The following is a 16799-nucleotide window of genomic DNA, read 5'->3' on the forward strand; positions in this document are numbered from 1 at the left end:
GAACCCCGCCCTACTTCTGGAAACTTTCGTGGTGTCGGATCACTTCACTGATGATGAAGTTCAGGAATTTCCGGGCGAACTCCGGGTCGAGGTCGGCCTCTTCGGCCAGGCGCTGCAACCTTTCGATCTGCCGGGCTTCGCGCGCCGGGTCCGACGGCGGAAGGGCGTGTTCGGCCTTGAGCTTGCCCACGGCCTGGGTGCGCTTGAACCTTTCGGCCAGCGTGAAGACGAGGATGGCGTCCAGCCGGTCGATCGAGGCGCGGTGTTCCAGCAGAAGGCTGGCGGCTCTGGTCGCGGCGTCCATCAGTCGGCTCCTCCGGTCTGCGTGTCCTTGCGGGATTCCCCGGCCATGGCGTGGCGGAACAGCATCGCGCCGTCCTCCTCGCTTTCCGCCGTCGCCCCCAGCCGCTGCGCCAGCCGGGCCGAGCGTTCATTGCCCGTGGCGACATAGCTGACCAGCCCGGGCAGGTTCAGCGCACGGGCATGGGCCAGCGCGGCAGCGGCGGCCTCCTGCGCCAGGCCCTGTCCCTGCGCGGAGGGGCGGAACAGCCAGCCGAGTTCCGGCTCGCGGTCCCCCGGCTCGAACCCGATCAGCGCGAAGCCGAGGGCATCGCCGCCCGCGAGCGGCTCCACCGCCCAGGGGCCGTGGCCGCGCAGGAGCCAGGTGCCGACGGTGGCGGCGAATTCGGTGAAGGCCTCGTCCCGGGTGAAGGGGCCGCCCAGGTCGGGGCCGGCCGGGCCGCAGAAGATTTCCGCCCAGGCGTCGAAATCCGCCAGCCGCGGCGCGCGCAGGCGCAGACGTTCGGTCTCCAGCACCGGCAGATGCGCCGACAGCGCGGCGGCGAAATCGGCGGCAGGGCCGGGGATCGGGGTCTCGTGCGGGGCGCGGGTCATGCCAGGGCCTCCGGGCCGGGGTGGCGGAAGATCCGGCTGCCGCCCAGGCTTTCGTGGGTGAACTCGCCCTCGTGGATGCAGCCCATCCGGCGGGCCAATGCCTCGGAGCGGGCATTGCCCTCGACGATCAGCGAAATCGCGGTGGTCCAGCCGAGGCTATCGTAGGCGAAGCGGCGGGCGGCCAGCGCGGCCTCATGCGCCAGGCCCTTGCCCTCGGCCTCGGGCGCCCAGATCGACCAGCCGATCTCCGGCTCGGGCCAGCCCTCGGGGAACCAGGGGCCGGCCATGCCGAGCGGCGCGCCGCTGGCGCGGTCGGCCAGGACGAACATCGAATAGCCGCGCATCAGCCAGTGGCCGGCCAGATGCCCGAAGGACCGCCAGGCCTGCGCGCGCGAGACCGGCCCGCCGACGCGGGCGGAGCGGGGGCTGGCCATGAAGGCGGCGAAAGGCTCGAAATCCGCAGGCTCCGGCCCGCGCAGGCGCAGCCGTTCGGTCTCGATCACCGGGATGCCGGACAGGGCGATCATGCGGCACCCCGCAGGTCGTGCCGGATCACCACGTCGCCGGGGTCGATGCCGGGCAGCGCGGGGTCGATCACGCCCCCCAGCCGCAGGCCGAGGGCGATGGAGCGGGTGTTGGCGGGCTCGATGATATTGGTGATATGGGGCCAGTCGAAGGTCTGGCGGACCCAGCCCAGCACGGCATGGGCGGCCTCCAGCGCGATGCCGCGGCCTTCCGCGGCGGGCACCACGAACCAGCCGAGTTCCGGGGCCGGATAGCCCTCGCCGTGGTAGATGCCGACCTCGCCCATATAGGCACCGGTCGCGCGGTCATCGACGCCGAAGGGGCCGTAGCCTTTCAGCACCCAAAGGGCGACATCGGCGGCCCAATGCTGCCAGGCGGCATATCGGTCCTTCGGCCCGCCCTCGTGCACCGAGCGGGGCGAGGCGAAATACTCCGCCCAATGGTCGAAGTCCGCCAGCCGCGGCGCGCGCAGGCGCAACCGTCCGGTCTCGATCACCGGGATACCGGACAGGGCGATCATGCGGTGCCCCCGAAGTAGCGGTAGGCCAGGTTCGGCTCGTCGCCGTAGGGATGCGGCGCGTCGGGATCGACCACGCCGCCCAGCCTTTCGCAAAGCCGGTGCGAGCGGTGGTTCTGCGGATCGGTATGGCTGACCGCGGTGCGGTGGCCGGAGGTGGCGAAGAACCAGTCGCGGGCCGCCGCGGCGGCCTCGTGCGCAAGGCCCCGGCCCTCGTCCTGCGGGTTCCACAGGCTCCACCCCAGTTCCGGCTCGGGGTGGGTGTCGGGGAAGAAGGGACCGATGCCGCCGATGCCTTCGTCCGACCCAGGACGGGTGACGGTGAAGAGGCCGAAGCCTTGCTTCGCCCATTGGTCCAGCAGGCCCTGCGTTTCCGCACGCAGCTTCTCCATCGTCCACGGCCCGCCCATCAGGCGGGAACGGTCGGAGGACCAGAAGCGGAAGCTCGGCTCGATGTCGGCCATGGTCGGCTTGCGCAGGCGCAGGCGCGCGGTCTCAAGGACCGGGCAGCCGTCATCATCCTGCGCCAGACGCCAAGTCATTTCTTCTTCATCAGCCCCGAAAGCCCCGCGGGCAGGGTGATGCCGCGCGGCAGGCCGCCCATGCCCGGGGGCATCCCGCCGCCCATGCCGCCCAGGCCCTGCTGCATCCCCTTGGCCGCCTCGGCCAGCTGCTCGGGCGACATCTTCGACGGGTCGGGCATCCCGCCCTTCCCCATCATCTGGCGGATCATCTGCTTCATCCCGCCGCCCTTGCCGAACTTCTTCATCATGTCGGCCATCTGCTTGTGCTGCTTCAGCAGCTTGTTCAGGTCGGACACGTCCAGCCCCGCCCCGGCGGCGATCCGCTTCTTGCGGCTGGCCTGCAGCATGTCTGGGTTGGCCCGCTCGCGCTTGGTCATCGAGTTGATCAGCGCGATCTGCCGGCGCAGCATCCGGTCGTTGAAGCCGGCCTCCTCGGCCTTCTTGGCCATGCCGCCCATGCCGGGCAGCATCCCCATAAGGCCCTGCATCCCGCCCATCTTCAGCATCTGCTCCAGCTGCATCCGCAGGTCGTTCATGTTGAACAGGCCCTTGGAGAAGCGCCGGGCCATCCGCTCGGCCTGCTCGGCCTCGAAGGTCTCCTGCGCCTTCTCGACCAGCGCCACGATGTCGCCCATGCCGAGGATGCGGCCCGCGACGCGCTCGGGGTCGAAGGGCTCGATGGCGTCCATCTTCTCGCCGAGGCCGACGAAGCGGATCGGCTTGCCGGTCACCGCCCGCATCGACAGCGCCGCACCGCCGCGGCCGTCGCCGTCCATCCGGGTCAGGACGACGCCGGAGATGCCGACCTTGCCGTCGAATTCCGAGGCCACGTTCACCGCGTCCTGCCCGGTCAGGCCGTCGACCACCAGCAGCGTCTCGCGCGGAACGGCGATGTCGCGCACCGCCTGGACCTCGTCCATCAATACATCGTCGATGTGGAGCCGACCGGCGGTGTCGAGGAACAGCACGTCGTAGCCGCCGAGGCTGGCCTGCGTCTTCGCCCGCTTCGCGATCTGCACCGCGGTCTCGCCCTTGACGATGGGCAGGCTGTCCACCCCGATCTGGGTGCCGAGAATGGCAAGCTGCTCCATCGCCGCCGGGCGGTTGGTGTCGAGCGAGGCGAGAAGCACCTTCTTGCCGTTCTTCTCCTTCAGCCGCTTGGCCAGCTTGGCCGTGGTCGTGGTCTTGCCCGAGCCCTGCAGGCCGACCATCAGGATCGCGGCGGGCGGGTTGTCGATCTTCAGCGCCTCGGCGGGACCGTCGCCCTTCAGCACCCGGGTCAGCTCGTCATGGACGAACTTGACCACCATCTGGCCTGGGGTGATGGATTTGGTGACGGCCGAGCCGGTGGCCTTTTCCTGCACCCGCTTGATGAAGTCGCGCGCGACCGGCAAGGAGACGTCGGCTTCCAGCAGCGCCACCCGCACCTCGCGCAGGGCAGTGACGACATCGGCCTCGGTCAGCGCGCCGGCCTTGGTCAGGCGGTCGAAGACGCCGCCGAGGCGTTCTGACAGGCTTTCGAACATCGCGTCACCTCATCTTGCGGTTTGCCCCGATATGGGGCGGCGGTTCCCGTCTGCAAAGCCGGAAGGCACCCGTGGGCGCGACGCGCTGACGGATGGCGATCCCGGGCAATGCCCATGGGACCGGAAGCCTGGGCCTCCGGGGAATTGGCTCGGGCGATACGCCGGGCGGGGGCGGGAGTCAAGGCACATGCCGCCCGATGGCGGGGCGGCCCGAGCAATGCATCGGCCGTTCGGAGCCTGCTGACCGGACCGTAGGGGCGGGCGGGAGAAGGCGAGGCACTGCCTCGCCCCGCCCGTGCGCGGCGGCTGCACCCGGAAACCGGTCAGCCCTGAACCCGGAGAGGCCAGCGCCCGACCCGGCGGGCGAGAAGCGCCCGCCGAGGGCGGGGCGGGCGCTGGCCGGGCCTTTGAGGCCCGGCCGGACAAGGGGAAGCGGTGCGCCGTGGCGAAGGCACGCGCCTTCGCCAGTGAGGGCCGGGGCGGACCTCGCTGCCGCGCTCCCTCCCCCTTGCCTTTCCCGCCGCGGCGGATTCAGATGTGCGGCAGCGCACAGGGAGGAACCATGCAGAACTGGGACGAGCTGCGCACCGCCTATCAGGTGGCGCGCCTGGGGACGGTCTCGGGCGCTGCGGAGGTGCTGGGGGTGCATCACGCCACCGTCATCCGCCACATCGACGCGCTGGAGGCCCGGCTGGGGGTGAAGCTGTTCCAGCGCCACGCCCGCGGCTATACCCCCACCGAGGCGGGGCGCGACCTGCTGACGGTGGCGCAGGCGGCGGACGAGCAGTTCGTCCAGCTGGCCAACCGCATCAAGGGCCATGGCGAGACGGTGCAGGGCGAGCTGATCGTCACCTCCATCGCCGGGATCGCCGACCTGCTGGTGCCGGTGCTGGCCGAGTTCCAGGCCCAGCATCCGCAGCTGGTGGTGCGCTTCCTGACCGACATGCGGCTGTTCCGGCTGGACTATGGCGAGGCGCATGTGGCGATCCGCGCCGGGTCGGCGCCGGAGGAACCGGACAACGTGGTGCAGCCGCTGGTGCGGATCAGGACCGGCCTCTACGCCGCCCGCAGCTATGCCGAGGCCCACGGCCTGCCGGCGACCGAGGACGACCTTGCCGCGCACCATTTCATCGTCGCCGACAGCGAGGCGGCGCGGGCGCCGTTCTACCGCTGGCTGCGCGAAAGGGTGCCGGAGACCGCGCTGACCTTCCGCACCGGCGAGCCGCAGGCGATGGAGCAGGCGCTGCGGCAGGGGGCGGGGATCGGCTTCCTCTCGGCCTTCCGCGCCCATGGCGACGAGTCCCTCGTCGAGGTGATGGCGCCGCGGCCGGAGTGGGAATCGCCGCTCTGGCTGGTGACCCATGTCGACCTGCACCGCACCCGCAAGGTGCAGGCCTTCCTCGCGCATCTGAAAGACGCGGCGAAGGGCTGGCGGCTGTGCAACTGAAGCGAGGCGGCGGCGGTTTCGGGCGGAAGAAGGCGAGGCACTGCCTCGCCCTCGCCCGTGCGCAGCGGTTCACCCGGAGACATCCCGGCGAGAGACCCTGTGAGGCCAGCGCCCGGCCCGGCGGGCGAGTAGCGCCCGCCGGGCCGGGCGCTGGCCGGGCCTTTGGGGCCCGGCCGGGAGGGTTGCGATGGTGCGCTGTGGCGAAGGCGATGGCCTTCGCCAAGGGACCCGCATCGCGATTCTCCGAAGGCCGCCTGCAATGACGCGATCCCGGCAGGGCCATGCCGCCATGTTGGCCTTCTCGGCCCTCGTCGCCGGGTCGTTCTCGCTCGGCGCCATGGCCGCGCCGCATGTCGATCCGGCGGTGCTGTCGGCGCTGCGCTTCGCCATCGCCGCCGGCATCCTGGCCGGGGTGGCGCGGACGGCGGGCGGCACCCGGGCCGCGGCCACCAACGCGCCCTGGCGGTGGGCGGTGCTCGGGGGCCTGATGGCCGCCTATTTCGTGCTGATGTTCGAGGGGCTGAAGACCGCCGCCGCCGTGCCCACCGCCGCCGTCTTCACCCTGACGCCGGTGATGGCGGCGGGCTTCGGCTGGCTGTTCCTGCGCCAGCGCACCACCGCGCGGATGGCGCTGGCGCTGGCGCTCGGCGCCGCCGGGGCGCTGTGGGTGATCTTCCGCGGCGACCTCGGCGCGCTGATGCGGCTGGAGATCGGCCGGGGCGAGGCGATCTATTTCTGGGGCTGCGCCGCCCATGCCGCCTATGCCGCGCTGGTCCGCCGGCTGAACCGCGGCGAAAGCGCCATCGTGTCCACCTTCCTGACCATGGCCGGGGGGACGGTGGTGCTGGCCCTCTGGGCCGCGCCCGCGCTGCGGGACACCGACTGGGCCGCCCTGCCCGGCATCGTCTGGATCACGCTGGCCTATGTCTCCATCGCCGCCACCGCCTCGACCACCTGGCTGGTGCAGTTCGCCTCGCTGCGGCTGCCGGCGGCGAAGGTGATGGCCTATACCTATCTGGTGCCCTCCTGGGTGATCCTGTGGGAACTGGCGCTGCATGGCAGCTGGCCGCCGGCGCTGGTGGCCTTTGGCGTGGTGCTGACCTGCGCCGCGCTGGCGCTGCTGTTGAAGGACTAGGCGATGCTGCGGCTGGTGGTGATGGGCGTCTCGGGCTGCGGCAAGACCACGCTGGGGGAGGCTTTGGCCGAGCGCCTCGGGGCCGATTTTGTCGATGCCGACGACCTGCACCCGCCCGCCAACCGGGCGAAGATGGCGCGGGGCGAGGCGTTGACCGATGCCGACCGGGCGCCCTGGCTGGACCGCGTGGCCGCGGTGCTGCGCGACCGGGCGCCGGTGGTGGTGGCCTGCTCGGCGCTGCGGCGCGCCTACCGCGACCGGCTGCGGGAGGCGGGCGGGGTGCGCTTCCTGCACCTCGCCGCACCGAAGGAGGCGATCGCGGCGCGGATGGCGGCGCGGCGCGGGCATTTCATGCCGGCCAGCCTGCTGGACAGCCAGTATGAAACGCTGGAGCCGCCCGGCCCCGACGAAGCGCTCACGCTGGACGCCCGGCTGCCGCCGGAGGCGCTGCTGGCCGAGGCGCTGGCGCGGCTGTGAGGGTCTCGTCGGCGTCTTCGACGCTCCTCGCGAGGAGAAGCCGAAGGCGCACGACGAGCGAAACCGTTACTGGAACGCGCAGCCCGACTTGATGCCCAGCTTGCGGAAAACGATGGCCGCCGGGCAGAAGCCGGTGAAGGACGACTGGATCAGGTTCGCGCCGACGAAGACGGTCAGCCAGACGAACAGCGGCGAGACCCAGAGGGTCAGCGCGACCGAGACCAGCACCATGATGCCGGCGAAGAGGGTGACGGAGCGGTCGAGGTTCATGTCAGGGTCCTTTCCTGAGGGGTCAGCTGCGGAAGACCCGGTAGATCGCGGGGATCACCAGCACCGTCAGCAGGGTTGAAGTCAGCAGTCCGAACAGCAGCGAAAGGGCGAGGCCCTGGAAGATCGGGTCCGCCAGGATCACCACCGCCCCGATCATCGCGGCGATGGCGGTCAAGAGGATCGGCTTGAACCGGATCGACCCGGCCTCGATCAGCGTGTCCACAGAGGGGCGGGCGCCCGGCGGGGTGGCATGGCGGATGAAGTCCACCAGCAGGATCGAGTTGCGCACGATGATCCCCGCCAGCGCGATGAAGCCGATCATCGAGGTGGCCGAGAACGGTGCACCGAAGGCCCAGTGGCCGAAGATGATGCCGAGGAAGGTCAGCGGGATCGGCGTCAGGATCACCAAGGGCAGCCGGAACGACCCGAACTGCGCCACGACAAGGATGTAGATCCCCAGCAGCGCCACCCCGAAGGCCGCGCCCATGTCGCGGAAGGTGACCCAGGTCACCTCCCATTCGCCGTCCCACAAGAGGGTGACATGGCTTTCGTCCTCGGGCTGGCCGTGCAGCGCGATCACCGGCGCGCCCTCGGGCCAGTCCATCGCCGAAAGCGCCTCGCCCACCGCCAGCATCCCGTAGAGCGGCGCCTCGAAATCGCCGGCCAGTTCCGCCGTCACCATCTCGGCGGCGCGGCCGTTGTGGCGGAAGACGGGGTAGGAGGACAGCTCCTCCGCCACCGTCACCACGTCGCCCAGTTCCACCACCCCCCGCGCGCCCGGCAGGGTGTTGGCCGGGATTGGCGTGGTCAACAAGCCTTCGTCCAGCACCTTCGCGCCCTTGGGCAGCGAAAGCTGCAAGGGGATCGGGTGCCGGCCGCCGCCGCGGTGGGAATAGCCGAGCACCTGGCCGCCGTTCAGGATGGCGATGGTGTCGAAGACATCCTGTTCCTGCACCCCGAAGAATTCCAGCTGGTCGGTGGACAGCACCAGCCGCAGCCGCCTTGCCTGTTGCCCGAAGCTGTCGTCCACGTCGACGATGAAGGGCACGCTCTCGAAGGCGGCGCGGATCTTCGCCGCCGCTTCCCGCCTCGCCTCGGGCGTCGGGCCGTAGACCTCGGCCAGCAGGGTGGCCAGCACGGGGGGGCCGGGCGGCGGCTCCACCACCTTCAGGCTGGTGCCCTCGGGTAGGGCCAGCCCGTCCAGCCGCTGGCGCAGGTCCAGCGCGATGGCATGGCTGCTGCGGTCGCGGTCGTGCTTGGGCGCCAGCAGCACCGAGACCTCGCCCAGCTGAGGCTCGGCCCGGTTGAAGCTGTGGCGGACGAGGCCGTTGAAGTCGAAGGGCGCGGGGGTGCCGGCGTGGGTCTGCACCGACAGCACCTCGGGCAGCGCCAGCACCGCGCGGGCCACGTCCTGCGCCACCCGGTCGGTGGCCTCGACCGCGGCGCCCTCGGGCAGGTCGATCATCACCGCGAGTTCGGATTTGTTGTCGAACGGGAGCAGCTTCACCGTCACGTCGCGGGTGTAAAGCGCGCCGAGCGAGCCGAAGGACAGCACCACCGTCGCCAGCAGGAAGGCCAGCGCCCGGCCGCGGCTGCGCAGCACCGGGCGGGCGACCGCGGCATAGGCGCGGCCGAGGACGCCGCCCGCCGCGTGGTCGCCATGGGCCAGCTTCGCCCGCCCGGCGATCCTGACCATCAGCCAGGGGGTGATGATCACCGCCACGAAGAAGGAGAAGATCATCGCCGCCGAGGCATTGGCCGGGATCGGCGACATGTAGGGGCCCATCATGCCGCTGACGAACAGCATCGGCAGCAGCGCCGCCACCACCGTCAGCGTGGCGACGATGGTGGGGTTGCCGACCTCGGCCACCGCGGCGATGGCGGCGTCGCGGCGCGAGCGGCCATCCTGCATCCCCCAGTGGCGGGCGATGTTCTCGATCACCACGATGGCATCGTCCACCAGGATGCCGATCGAGAAGATCAGCGCGAACAGGGAAACCCGGTTCAGCGTGTAGCCCATCACCTGCGCGGCGAAGAGCGTCAGCAGGATCGTCACCGGGATGACGATGGCGACCACCAGCGCCTCGCGCCGGCCGATGGCCAGCCAGACCAAGGCGATGATCGAGACCGTCGCCAGGCCGAGGTGGAACAGCAACTCGTTGGCCTTCTCGTTCGCCGTCTCGCCGTAGTCGCGGGTGACGGAGACCTGCACCGTATCGGGGATCAGCCCCTCCTCCAGCGCATGCAGCCGGTGCAGCACCTCTTCGGCCACCACCACCGCATTGGCCCCGGCCCGCTTGGCGATGGCCAGCGTCACCGCCGGGCTGTCGTGGATCGCGCCTTCGGCGTCCTTCTCCACCCGCCGGACGATATGGTCCGAGGTGTCGGGAACGAAGGAGACCTCGGCCACGTCGGCCACATAGACCGGCCGCCCGTCGCGGGCGGTCAGCAACAGGCCCGCCACCTCGGCCGGGGCCTGCAGGGTCTGGCCGGCGACCAGATCGACCTGCCCGCCGCCGTCGCGCAAGCGTCCGGTGTTCAGGGTGCGGTTGGCCTGCGCCACCTTGCCCGCCAGCTGTTGCAGCGTGATGCCGTAAAGCGCCAGCCGGTCGGGGTCGGGCGCGATGCGGATCGCCTCGGGCGCCTCGCCCACCAGATAGGTCAGCCCGACCTCGTCCACCTTCGCCAGTTCCGCCTGCAACACCCGCGCCAGCCGGGTCAGGTCGTTGGCCGTGACCTCCTGCCCCGGGGCAGCCGAAAGCGTCAGCGACAGGATCGCCACGTCGTCGATGCCGCGGCCGATCACCAAGGGTTCGCCGATGCCGAGCGGCATCCGGTCCATATTGGCGCGCAGCTTCTCGTGCACCCGCAGGATGGCGTCCTCGGACCTGGTGCCGACCTCGTAGCGCGCCGTCACCATCGCCGCATCGTCGCGGGTGTTGCTGTAGACGTGCTCCACCCCGTTGATGCCCTTGACGATGATCTCCAGCGGCTCGGTCACCAGCTTGACCGCATCCTCGGCCCGCAGGCCCTGCGCCTGCACATGGATGTCGACCATCGGGACGGAAATCTGCGGCTCCTCCTCGCGCGGCAGGCTGACCAGCGAGACGAGGCCGGCGGCCAGCGCGGCAAGGATGAAGAGCGGCGTCAGCGCCGAGGCGATGAAGGCCCGGGTCAGGCCGCCGGCGATGCCGAGGGGGTGGGAAGAATCAGTCATGCCCCGCCCCATCGGTCTCCACCCGGTCGCCGGGGATCAGGCCGGAGAGGATTTCCACCACCGCCACGCCGTCGATCACCTCGCGGCTGCCCGGCACCACGGCGCGCAGCGTCAGGGCATCGCCCTCGGCCACGGCAACGAAATCGAGGCCCGAGCGGCGGATCAGCGCGGTTTCCGGCACCACAAGCGCGCTGCGGCTGGCGATGGGAAGGCGGACCAGCACCCGGGCATCGACGAAATCCTCGGGCAGGCCGGGGACGGCGACATCGGCGACGACGCGGCCGTTCTCGATCATCGGATAGATGCGCTCCAGCCGCCCCTCCTGCGGGCCGGCGGGGCCTTCGATGCGGATGGCGTCGCCCTCGGCCAGGGTGGCGGCATGGCGTTCGGGCACCGCGAGGCGCAGGAAGATGCCGCCGCCGCCCAAGGTGACGACCACCTCGCCCGGCATCACCACCGCGCCCGCGGCCACCGGCACCTCCAGCACCCGGCCCGCCGCCGGGGCCAGCACCGCGCCTTCGGCCGCCTGCTGCTCCACCACCCGCCGCTCGGCCTCCACCGCGGCGATCTGGCCCTTGATCACATCGACCTGCGTCCGCAGCGCGTCCATCCGCTGCACGGTGGTGACGCCGCGGGCCAGCAGGTCCTCGCCCCGCTTCAGCTCGGCCTCGGCATTGGCCAGTTGCGCGGCCAGCGAGTCCTTCTGCGCGTCGATGGCGGACAGCTGGAACTCCAGCTTCTGGTCGGTGATCCGGGCCAGCACCGCGCCGGCCTCGACCAGGTCGCCCTCCTTCACCGCCAGTTCGGTCAGGGTGCCCCCCAGCCGCGCCCGCGCCGGCAGGCGGTCGCGCGCCTCGACCCGGCCGAAGACCGCCTTCCAGTCGGTCAACTGCACCGGCCGGACCTCCAGCAGCTCGGCCCGCGCCATGTGCGGCGCAGCCAGCACCAGCGCCAGCGCCAGCAGAATCACCCGGCCCATCGTCGCGCGCGCCATATCCCTTGTCCCCCGGCGATCATTGGTCCACCTGCATATATTCACATTATTGCATTTGTAAAGGATGGATCGGCGCTTTCCCGGCCATATGCCGCAGGGGCGCCCCGAATTTCGCCCGGGTTCGGACCGAAAATTTGCCATAATCTGACCGCATCCCCACGAAGGGCAGCGCCCCCGAGACGTTCAATGAGTGACCCGATGCACCACCAGCCCCTCGCCCCCGAACGCCCCCTCGACCGGGACGAGGTGGAGAACGCCTCGCTCGACGCGCTGCGCGCCCTGCAACTGGACCGGCTGCGCCGCAGCCTGCGCCATGCCTGGGACAACAACCCCATTCAGCAGGCGCGGTTCAGGGCGGCGGGCGCGCATCCCGACGACCTGAAGGACCTGTCCGACCTGGCGCGCTTCCCCTTCACCACCAAGGCGGACCTGCGCGAGGGCTATCCCTTCGGCCTCTTCGCCGTCCCGCGCGAGCGCATCCTGCGGCTGCACGCCTCCTCGGGCACCACCGGCCGGCCGACGGTGGTGGGCTACACCGCCCGCGACCTGGAGATCTGGGCCGATGTCATGGCCCGCTCGATCCGCGCCGCGGGCGGGCGGCCCGGCGACATGGTGCACAATTCCTTCGGCTACGGGCTTTTCACCGGCGGCCTCGGCTATCATTCCGGCGCCGAGAAGCTGGGCTGCACCGTGGTGCCGGTCTCCGGCGGCATGACCGAGCGGCAGGTCACCCTGATCGACGACTTCCGCCCGCGGCTGATCTTCGGCACGCCCAGCTACATGCTGTCGGTGATCGACGAATTCCGCCGCCGGGGGCTGGACCCGGCCCGATCCTCGCTGGAGATCGGCATGTTCGGGGCGGAACCCTGGACCCCCTCGATGCGCGACGAGATCGAGGGCGCCTTCGGCATCCGCGCCTACGACCTTTACGGCTTGTCCGAGATCATCGGCCCCGGCGTCTCGGTCGAATGCGCCGACGACCCGCGCGACGGCGGCATGACGATCTGGGAAGACCATTTCTACCCCGAGATCATCGACCCGGAGACCGGCGCCGTGCTGCCCGATGGCGACTGGGGAGAGCTGGTGCTGACCACGCTGACCAAGGAAGGCCTGCCGATGGTGCGCTACCGCACCCGCGACCTGACCCGGCTGCTGCCCGGGGACAGCCGGCCGATGCGGCGGATGGCGCGGGTGACCGGCCGCACCGACGACATGATCATCCTGCGCGGGGTGAACGTCTTCCCGACCCAGATCGAGGAGCTGCTGCTGTCCTGCCCCGGCCTCGCCCCGCATTTCCGGATCGAGCTGACCCGCCCCGGCCGGATGGACCGGATGGCCGTTCTGGCCGAGGCCAAGCCCGCCTTCGCGTCCGAGGAGGCCCGCGCAGCCTCGGCCCGCGACCTGGCGCATCGGGTGAAAAGCGTGATCGGCCTGACCGCCGAGGTGCGGGTGCTGGAGCCGGGCGCGGTGCCGCGGTCCGAGGGCAAGGCGAAGCGCATCCTGGACCTGCGGCCGAAGGACTAGCCAAGGGCCAGCACCGGCCTCAAAGGGCCAAGGTCCCCTCTCCGATCGCATTCCGCAGGGCATCGACCGCCGCCGCGAGCCTCTCGTCGATGACATGCAGGTATTGCGTCCAGTCGGTCAGCTGCCGCAGCTCTTCGACCCCGTCCGAGATGCCGCGCAGGCCGATCAGCGGAATGCCGAACCGCTGCGCCGCCCGCAGATGGGCGAAGGTCTCCATATCCACCATCTCCTCGGCGATCCGGTCGTAGGCCGGGCCGCTGACGATGTTCGCCCCGGTGGACAGGCTGGCGGCGGGCAGGCCGGGAATGCGATGCGGCAGGTCGATCCGGGCCGGCAGGTCCAAGAAGGGCGTGCACCCCGGCCGGAACCCCAGGGCCGAGGCATCCATGTCGCGATAGGCCACGCCGGAGACCTGATAGACCTGCGCCTGCACCAGCCGGCGCGACCCCGCCGACCCCAGCGAGACGATCAGCCGCGGCCGCTGCGGCATCTCCGCCAGCGCCGCGGCCAGCGTCACCGCCCCCTCCACCGGCCCGACCCCGGTCATCAGCGGCGCGATGCGCGCCCGCAGCGCGGGCCCGTATTCCGCCTCGGCCGCCATCGCGAAGAGGACCGGGATACCGGCGATCAGGTCTGCTGTTGGGATCATGGGACCTCATCCTTGCCGCGGGCGCCCCTGCGCCGGTCGGCCGGCCGGGCGCCGAACGGCTCCGTTTTCACATGCCGGCGGGCGGAAAGGAAGAAGGGGCTGGCCTTTTGGCCAACCCCTGAATTCCATGGCGGACCCGAACGCGCCCCCCGGTTTCCCAGTCTGGGTCAAACCCAGCTGCCTGCTATCCACTCTTCCAAAGGGGCCGTCCCGCAGCAACCGGCGCGATGCCCTTCGCGCGTAGTCCGGGGTCGATCCGGCTGAAGACATCGTTGCGGCAGTCCATCTCGCGGTCATGCTGGGGCATCCGGCCGCAGCCTTGGTGTCAGGCTCCGTCGGCTCCGCTTGACACTGCTCGGCGGCGGTTTGTGGCCACCGCCGACTTCTCCTGAAGCGGAATCGGACAACTGGCGTCAGCGCCACTGCTTCTCTTCCAGCGTCCATCTGGTGCCGGGCAGCGGGCCGTCCTTGACGAAGGCCTCGACCACATTGGCCAGCACTTTCGCTGCGCTGTTGTCGAAGCCGTTGGCGGGCAGCGCCTGGCCGTAACCGATGGAGCCGGTGCAGAACACCGCCCCGTCGTTCGGCGCGGTGAAATAGGTCATGTCGCCCCGGATCCGGTAATCGAGCGAACCGACCAGCCCGGCATAGGCGTAGAGCAATTCCTCGGTCACCAGAACGTAATTGTCGGAATGGCCCCCGGTCGCCGCGATGATCTTCGTATGCGGCGGCGTGCCGAGGCTCAGATCGTAGCGGTCCAGCTCGATCCCCCCGGCGGCGCCATAGGCGAGGCCCTGATCGCCGATGATCTCGCCCTCGATCCCTTCGGTGATCCAGGACGCGGTGCGGTGCCAGGCGTCGGGCATCTTGCGATAGGGCGAGGCGGTCTCGAACCCTTCGCCGATGAAGCCCACCCCGGTCAGCTTCTGCGGCGCGCGGCCGCGGTTGCGCCAGAGGCCGCTCTTCTCGCCGGTGGTTTGCAGGTAATGCTCGCCCGGCTTCGCGGCCCAGGCCCGCATCCCCGAGTCGAGTTTCCGCACCTCCATGCAGGCGGGGTTGTCGCGGGCGAAGCCGACGACCCAGTAATAGCCGTTGCCGCCCATGTAGATCAGCCGTCCGCCGCCGGCGACGAAATCCTCCTGCGCGTCCAGCATCCGTTCCGAGACATATTCCGGGTGGGTGCCGGTGATCACGCAGTTGTAGGGCCTGATCGCGTCCAGCCCCTCGCGGTCCAGATCCTCGTCGGTGATGAAATCGCAGTCGTAGCCCTGATGCCGGATCCAGGCCGAGATCGACAGATCCGCCGGGAACTGCCAGGTGATGTTCATGCTCGACATCCGGTATTTCGGCCGCATGTTGATCACCGGCCGCAGGTAGGAGCTGAAGCAAACCCCGGCGCCGTCCTCGAAATGGTCGTAGGTGGACAGCCCGTATTCGCGGTGCTCGTAGGTCTCGATGTCGAGCTCGGTCACCACTGGCGGCTGGCCGGTCATCGGCTGGATGATATGGGCGTCGAAGCTGAGGCTCTCGTTGCCATAGGCCAGGTAACTGGCGGTGGGGATCAGATAGCAGAGCTTAGCCGAGGGCTTCGCCGGGCGCACGATGAAGACGATATATTCCTCGGTGATGCCGGTGCCCGGGCCGATGCGCAGCCGCATCGCGTAGATGCCGCTTTGCAGGTCGGACGGGATGGTGATGCGGGCAGTCTCGTCCCAGCGGCAGTCGGTCACCGCATCGGGGTGGAATTCGATGCCACCGTATTGGTCGGGCGCAAGGCGGAAGCAATCATCGCGCCCGTTCCAGTTGAAGCCGGTCATCGCGCGCACCGGATGGTTCACCCCCTCGGCGTGCAACCCATGCGGCCCGGCGTCGAACACGGTCTGGCCAACGCCGCGGTCGCTGTAGCCCGCAGTCGTGTCCCAATAGGCCAGGATCGCCGCCGCCTTCGGCTTCGCCCCGGTCTTGCAGGCGTCGAGCTCGGTGCGGTCGAGCACCCGGTCGCAGATCGCCGGGCGGTCGATCTTGCCGGCGTAAAGGTCGTTGACGAAATCTCCGCGCAGAAGATGGTGATCGCGCGCGCCGGCGATCAGGAACGGCACCGAAGCCACGTTCTTGTGGCGGAAGCGGAAGGTCTGGCGGACGTGGCTGGCATAGTCATGCGGCACCACCTTGCCCAGAAGCGAGTTGTAGCGGTTCGCCACCCCCTCCTGATAAAGCGTCGCCTTTCCGGTGGCCGGATCGAAGGAGGCGCCGACGAAATACCACATCCGGGCCACCAGCGGCAGCTCGGCGGTGACGTAATCCACCTCCTTGCCATCGCCGACCCAGAATTCCAGATATCCCTCGGGATTGATCCCCAGAGCGAAGCCGGTGTTGTTCCTGGTGTCCCACCGCCCCAGCAGGGTCTGGCGCGCGCCCTTCTTCGGGATGGTGGGCCAGATGTGGCAGAACAGCGTGAACGGCCCCTCGACCGCCAGCCGGTTGTCGGAATCCTCGACCTGAAGGAAGCTGCCCAGCTGGGTGAACTGCTTCTTCACCTGCCAGGCGCCGTTCAACGGATGGGCGACCTCCTCCTCCTGAAAGCCGGGGCCGGCCTCATGCGCATCGCCATGGATCAGCCGGACCAGCTGCGCCTGCGCCTCGGATGCGCCGTCGCAGTTGACGTGGAAGGTGATCTCCTCGCCCTGTTTCACCGAAATCCGGTTGGCGTAACCGAAGATTTTCTGCTGAGCCATCTTACTTCCCTGTCAAGTCTTTGATGTGGTTCAGAAACACCGCATGGCGCGCCTCGCGCAGGCTGGCGTAGCTTTCGCTGCCCACCCGGGCGGGCGGCACCCTCGGCTTGCCCGACAGCCGCACCACGCGGTAGCACCCGCCCGCCTCTTGCAGCACGGCATACTGCTCGTGCAGCGGGCGGGTCTGGCACCAGTTCAACAGGCGCGTCAGCGGCTCGCTGTGATGGCCCTCGGGCTTTCTGCGGTGTTCCTCGATCAGCGCGTCGCTCAGCACCGACAGCAGGTAGCTGCGGGTGATCTTGTCGAAATTCGCCCGCACATGCAGGTCGGCATCGGCGACGGAGGTGGTGTCTGCTTCGCTCATC

16 protein-coding genes are annotated in these 16799 nt (G+C 70.0%); 4 read left to right on the forward strand and 12 right to left on the reverse strand.

Annotated features, from left to right (window positions below; all coding sequences use genetic code 11):
* Positions 1-10: 10 nt before the first annotated feature.
* From G5B31_RS05710 to ffh, 6 genes are read right to left on the reverse strand one after another with little or no spacing between them, the layout of a single operon-like run.
* Positions 11-304 (reverse strand): chorismate mutase, encoded by a 294-nt coding sequence (locus G5B31_RS05710; RefSeq protein WP_394352114.1) that lies wholly within the window; start codon positions 302-304, stop codon positions 11-13.
* Positions 304-894 (reverse strand): GNAT family N-acetyltransferase, encoded by a 591-nt coding sequence (locus G5B31_RS05715; protein WP_165014432.1) that lies wholly within the window; start codon positions 892-894, stop codon positions 304-306. Before G5B31_RS05715 ends, G5B31_RS05710 begins: the two co-directional genes overlap by 1 nt.
* Positions 891-1421, reverse strand: a complete 531-nt coding sequence (locus G5B31_RS05720) for a GNAT family N-acetyltransferase (RefSeq protein WP_165014433.1) — start codon at positions 1419-1421, stop codon at positions 891-893. Before G5B31_RS05720 ends, G5B31_RS05715 begins: the two co-directional genes overlap by 4 nt.
* Positions 1418-1939, reverse strand: coding sequence for a GNAT family N-acetyltransferase (locus tag G5B31_RS05725; protein ID WP_165014434.1), 522 nt, complete (start codon positions 1937-1939; stop codon positions 1418-1420). The genes G5B31_RS05720 and G5B31_RS05725 overlap by 4 nt, the downstream gene beginning before the upstream one ends.
* Positions 1936-2478 (reverse strand): GNAT family N-acetyltransferase, encoded by a 543-nt coding sequence (locus tag G5B31_RS05730; RefSeq protein WP_165014435.1) that lies wholly within the window; start codon positions 2476-2478, stop codon positions 1936-1938. The genes G5B31_RS05725 and G5B31_RS05730 overlap by 4 nt, the downstream gene beginning before the upstream one ends.
* Positions 2475-3986 carry a signal recognition particle protein gene (gene ffh, locus G5B31_RS05735; RefSeq protein WP_165014436.1) on the reverse strand — a complete coding sequence of 504 codons (1512 nt, stop codon included), beginning with the start codon at positions 3984-3986 and terminating at the stop codon, positions 2475-2477. The genes G5B31_RS05730 and ffh overlap by 4 nt, the downstream gene beginning before the upstream one ends.
* A 562-nt stretch (positions 3987-4548) precedes the next feature.
* Here ffh and G5B31_RS05740 point away from each other — a divergent pair.
* The 3 genes from G5B31_RS05740 to G5B31_RS05750 all read left to right on the forward strand — a co-directional run bounded on the left by G5B31_RS05740 (position 4549) and on the right by G5B31_RS05750 (position 7045).
* A complete protein-coding gene (locus G5B31_RS05740) occupies positions 4549-5433 on the forward strand; it encodes a LysR family transcriptional regulator (protein WP_165014437.1) in 885 nt (294 codons plus the stop codon).
* A 259-nt stretch (positions 5434-5692) separates the two neighbouring features.
* Positions 5693-6568, forward strand: coding sequence for a DMT family transporter (locus G5B31_RS05745; RefSeq protein ID WP_240904296.1), 876 nt, complete (start codon positions 5693-5695; stop codon positions 6566-6568).
* 3 nt (positions 6569-6571) lie between these two features.
* Positions 6572-7045 (forward strand): gluconokinase, encoded by a 474-nt coding sequence (locus tag G5B31_RS05750; RefSeq protein ID WP_165014438.1) that lies wholly within the window; start codon positions 6572-6574, stop codon positions 7043-7045.
* 66 nt (positions 7046-7111) lie between these two features.
* Here the strand turns inward: G5B31_RS05750 and G5B31_RS05755 are convergent, their stop codons facing one another.
* Genes G5B31_RS05755 through G5B31_RS05765 form a run of 3 tightly spaced genes read right to left on the reverse strand, consistent with a single transcriptional unit; the run spans position 7112 to position 11511 of the window.
* Positions 7112-7315 carry a DUF2892 domain-containing protein gene (locus G5B31_RS05755; protein WP_165014440.1) on the reverse strand — a complete coding sequence of 68 codons (204 nt, stop codon included), beginning with the start codon at positions 7313-7315 and terminating at the stop codon, positions 7112-7114.
* Positions 7316-7337: 22 nt separating this feature from the next.
* The gene (locus G5B31_RS05760; RefSeq protein WP_165014442.1) at positions 7338-10532 is read right to left on the reverse strand and encodes an efflux RND transporter permease subunit; all 3195 of its coding nucleotides are present in this window, start codon (positions 10530-10532) and stop codon (positions 7338-7340) included.
* The gene (locus G5B31_RS05765; RefSeq protein ID WP_165014873.1) at positions 10525-11511 is read right to left on the reverse strand and encodes an efflux RND transporter periplasmic adaptor subunit; all 987 of its coding nucleotides are present in this window, start codon (positions 11509-11511) and stop codon (positions 10525-10527) included. The genes G5B31_RS05760 and G5B31_RS05765 overlap by 8 nt, the downstream gene beginning before the upstream one ends.
* A 213-nt stretch (positions 11512-11724) precedes the next feature.
* Here G5B31_RS05765 and paaK point away from each other — a divergent pair, with 213 nt between their 5' ends.
* On the forward strand, positions 11725-13050 hold the full coding sequence (gene paaK, locus G5B31_RS05770) for a phenylacetate--CoA ligase PaaK (RefSeq protein ID WP_165014444.1): 1326 nt from the start codon (positions 11725-11727) through the stop codon (positions 13048-13050).
* 19 nt (positions 13051-13069) lie between these two features.
* Here paaK and G5B31_RS05775 read toward each other — a convergent pair whose 3' ends face one another.
* From G5B31_RS05775 to G5B31_RS05785, 3 genes are all read right to left on the reverse strand, one after another.
* Positions 13070-13699, reverse strand: a complete 630-nt coding sequence (locus tag G5B31_RS05775) for a 5'-methylthioadenosine/S-adenosylhomocysteine nucleosidase (protein WP_165014446.1) — start codon at positions 13697-13699, stop codon at positions 13070-13072.
* 413 nt (positions 13700-14112) lie between these two features.
* Positions 14113-16434, reverse strand: coding sequence for a LamG domain-containing protein (locus tag G5B31_RS05780; protein WP_165014448.1), 2322 nt, complete (start codon positions 16432-16434; stop codon positions 14113-14115).
* Position 16435: 1 nt separating this feature from the next.
* Entirely contained in the window at positions 16436-16798 is a 363-nt protein-coding gene (locus G5B31_RS05785) for a hypothetical protein (RefSeq protein WP_165014450.1), read from the reverse strand.
* Position 16799: the final 1 nt, after the last annotated feature.

The organism is Rhodobacter sp. SGA-6-6, from assembly GCF_011043545.1.
In the GTDB taxonomy this organism is placed as follows: domain Bacteria; phylum Pseudomonadota; class Alphaproteobacteria; order Rhodobacterales; family Rhodobacteraceae; genus Pseudogemmobacter.

Excerpts from the sequence above, each read along its gene's own strand:
- G5B31_RS05710 (WP_394352114.1), bottom strand. The coding sequence starts at position 304 with ATGGACGCCGCGACCAGAGCCGCCAGCCTTCTGCTGGAACACCGCGCC.
- G5B31_RS05715 (WP_165014432.1), bottom strand. The coding sequence starts at position 894 with ATGACCCGCGCCCCGCACGAGACCCCGATCCCCGGCCCTGCCGCCGAT.
- G5B31_RS05720 (WP_165014433.1), bottom strand. The coding sequence starts at position 1,421 with ATGATCGCCCTGTCCGGCATCCCGGTGATCGAGACCGAACGGCTGCGC.
- G5B31_RS05725 (WP_165014434.1), bottom strand. The coding sequence starts at position 1,939 with ATGATCGCCCTGTCCGGTATCCCGGTGATCGAGACCGGACGGTTGCGC.
- G5B31_RS05730 (WP_165014435.1), bottom strand. The coding sequence starts at position 2,478 with ATGACTTGGCGTCTGGCGCAGGATGATGACGGCTGCCCGGTCCTTGAG.
- ffh (WP_165014436.1), bottom strand. The coding sequence starts at position 3,986 with ATGTTCGAAAGCCTGTCAGAACGCCTCGGCGGCGTCTTCGACCGCCTG.
- G5B31_RS05740 (WP_165014437.1), top strand. The coding sequence starts at position 4,549 with ATGCAGAACTGGGACGAGCTGCGCACCGCCTATCAGGTGGCGCGCCTG.
- G5B31_RS05745 (WP_240904296.1), top strand. The coding sequence starts at position 5,693 with ATGACGCGATCCCGGCAGGGCCATGCCGCCATGTTGGCCTTCTCGGCC.
- G5B31_RS05750 (WP_165014438.1), top strand. The coding sequence starts at position 6,572 with ATGCTGCGGCTGGTGGTGATGGGCGTCTCGGGCTGCGGCAAGACCACG.
- G5B31_RS05755 (WP_165014440.1), bottom strand. The coding sequence starts at position 7,315 with ATGAACCTCGACCGCTCCGTCACCCTCTTCGCCGGCATCATGGTGCTG.
- G5B31_RS05760 (WP_165014442.1), bottom strand. The coding sequence starts at position 10,532 with ATGACTGATTCTTCCCACCCCCTCGGCATCGCCGGCGGCCTGACCCGG.
- G5B31_RS05765 (WP_165014873.1), bottom strand. The coding sequence starts at position 11,511 with ATGGGCCGGGTGATTCTGCTGGCGCTGGCGCTGGTGCTGGCTGCGCCG.
- paaK (WP_165014444.1), top strand. The coding sequence starts at position 11,725 with ATGCACCACCAGCCCCTCGCCCCCGAACGCCCCCTCGACCGGGACGAG.
- G5B31_RS05775 (WP_165014446.1), bottom strand. The coding sequence starts at position 13,699 with ATGATCCCAACAGCAGACCTGATCGCCGGTATCCCGGTCCTCTTCGCG.
- G5B31_RS05780 (WP_165014448.1), bottom strand. The coding sequence starts at position 16,434 with ATGGCTCAGCAGAAAATCTTCGGTTACGCCAACCGGATTTCGGTGAAA.
- G5B31_RS05785 (WP_165014450.1), bottom strand. The coding sequence starts at position 16,798 with ATGAGCGAAGCAGACACCACCTCCGTCGCCGATGCCGACCTGCATGTG.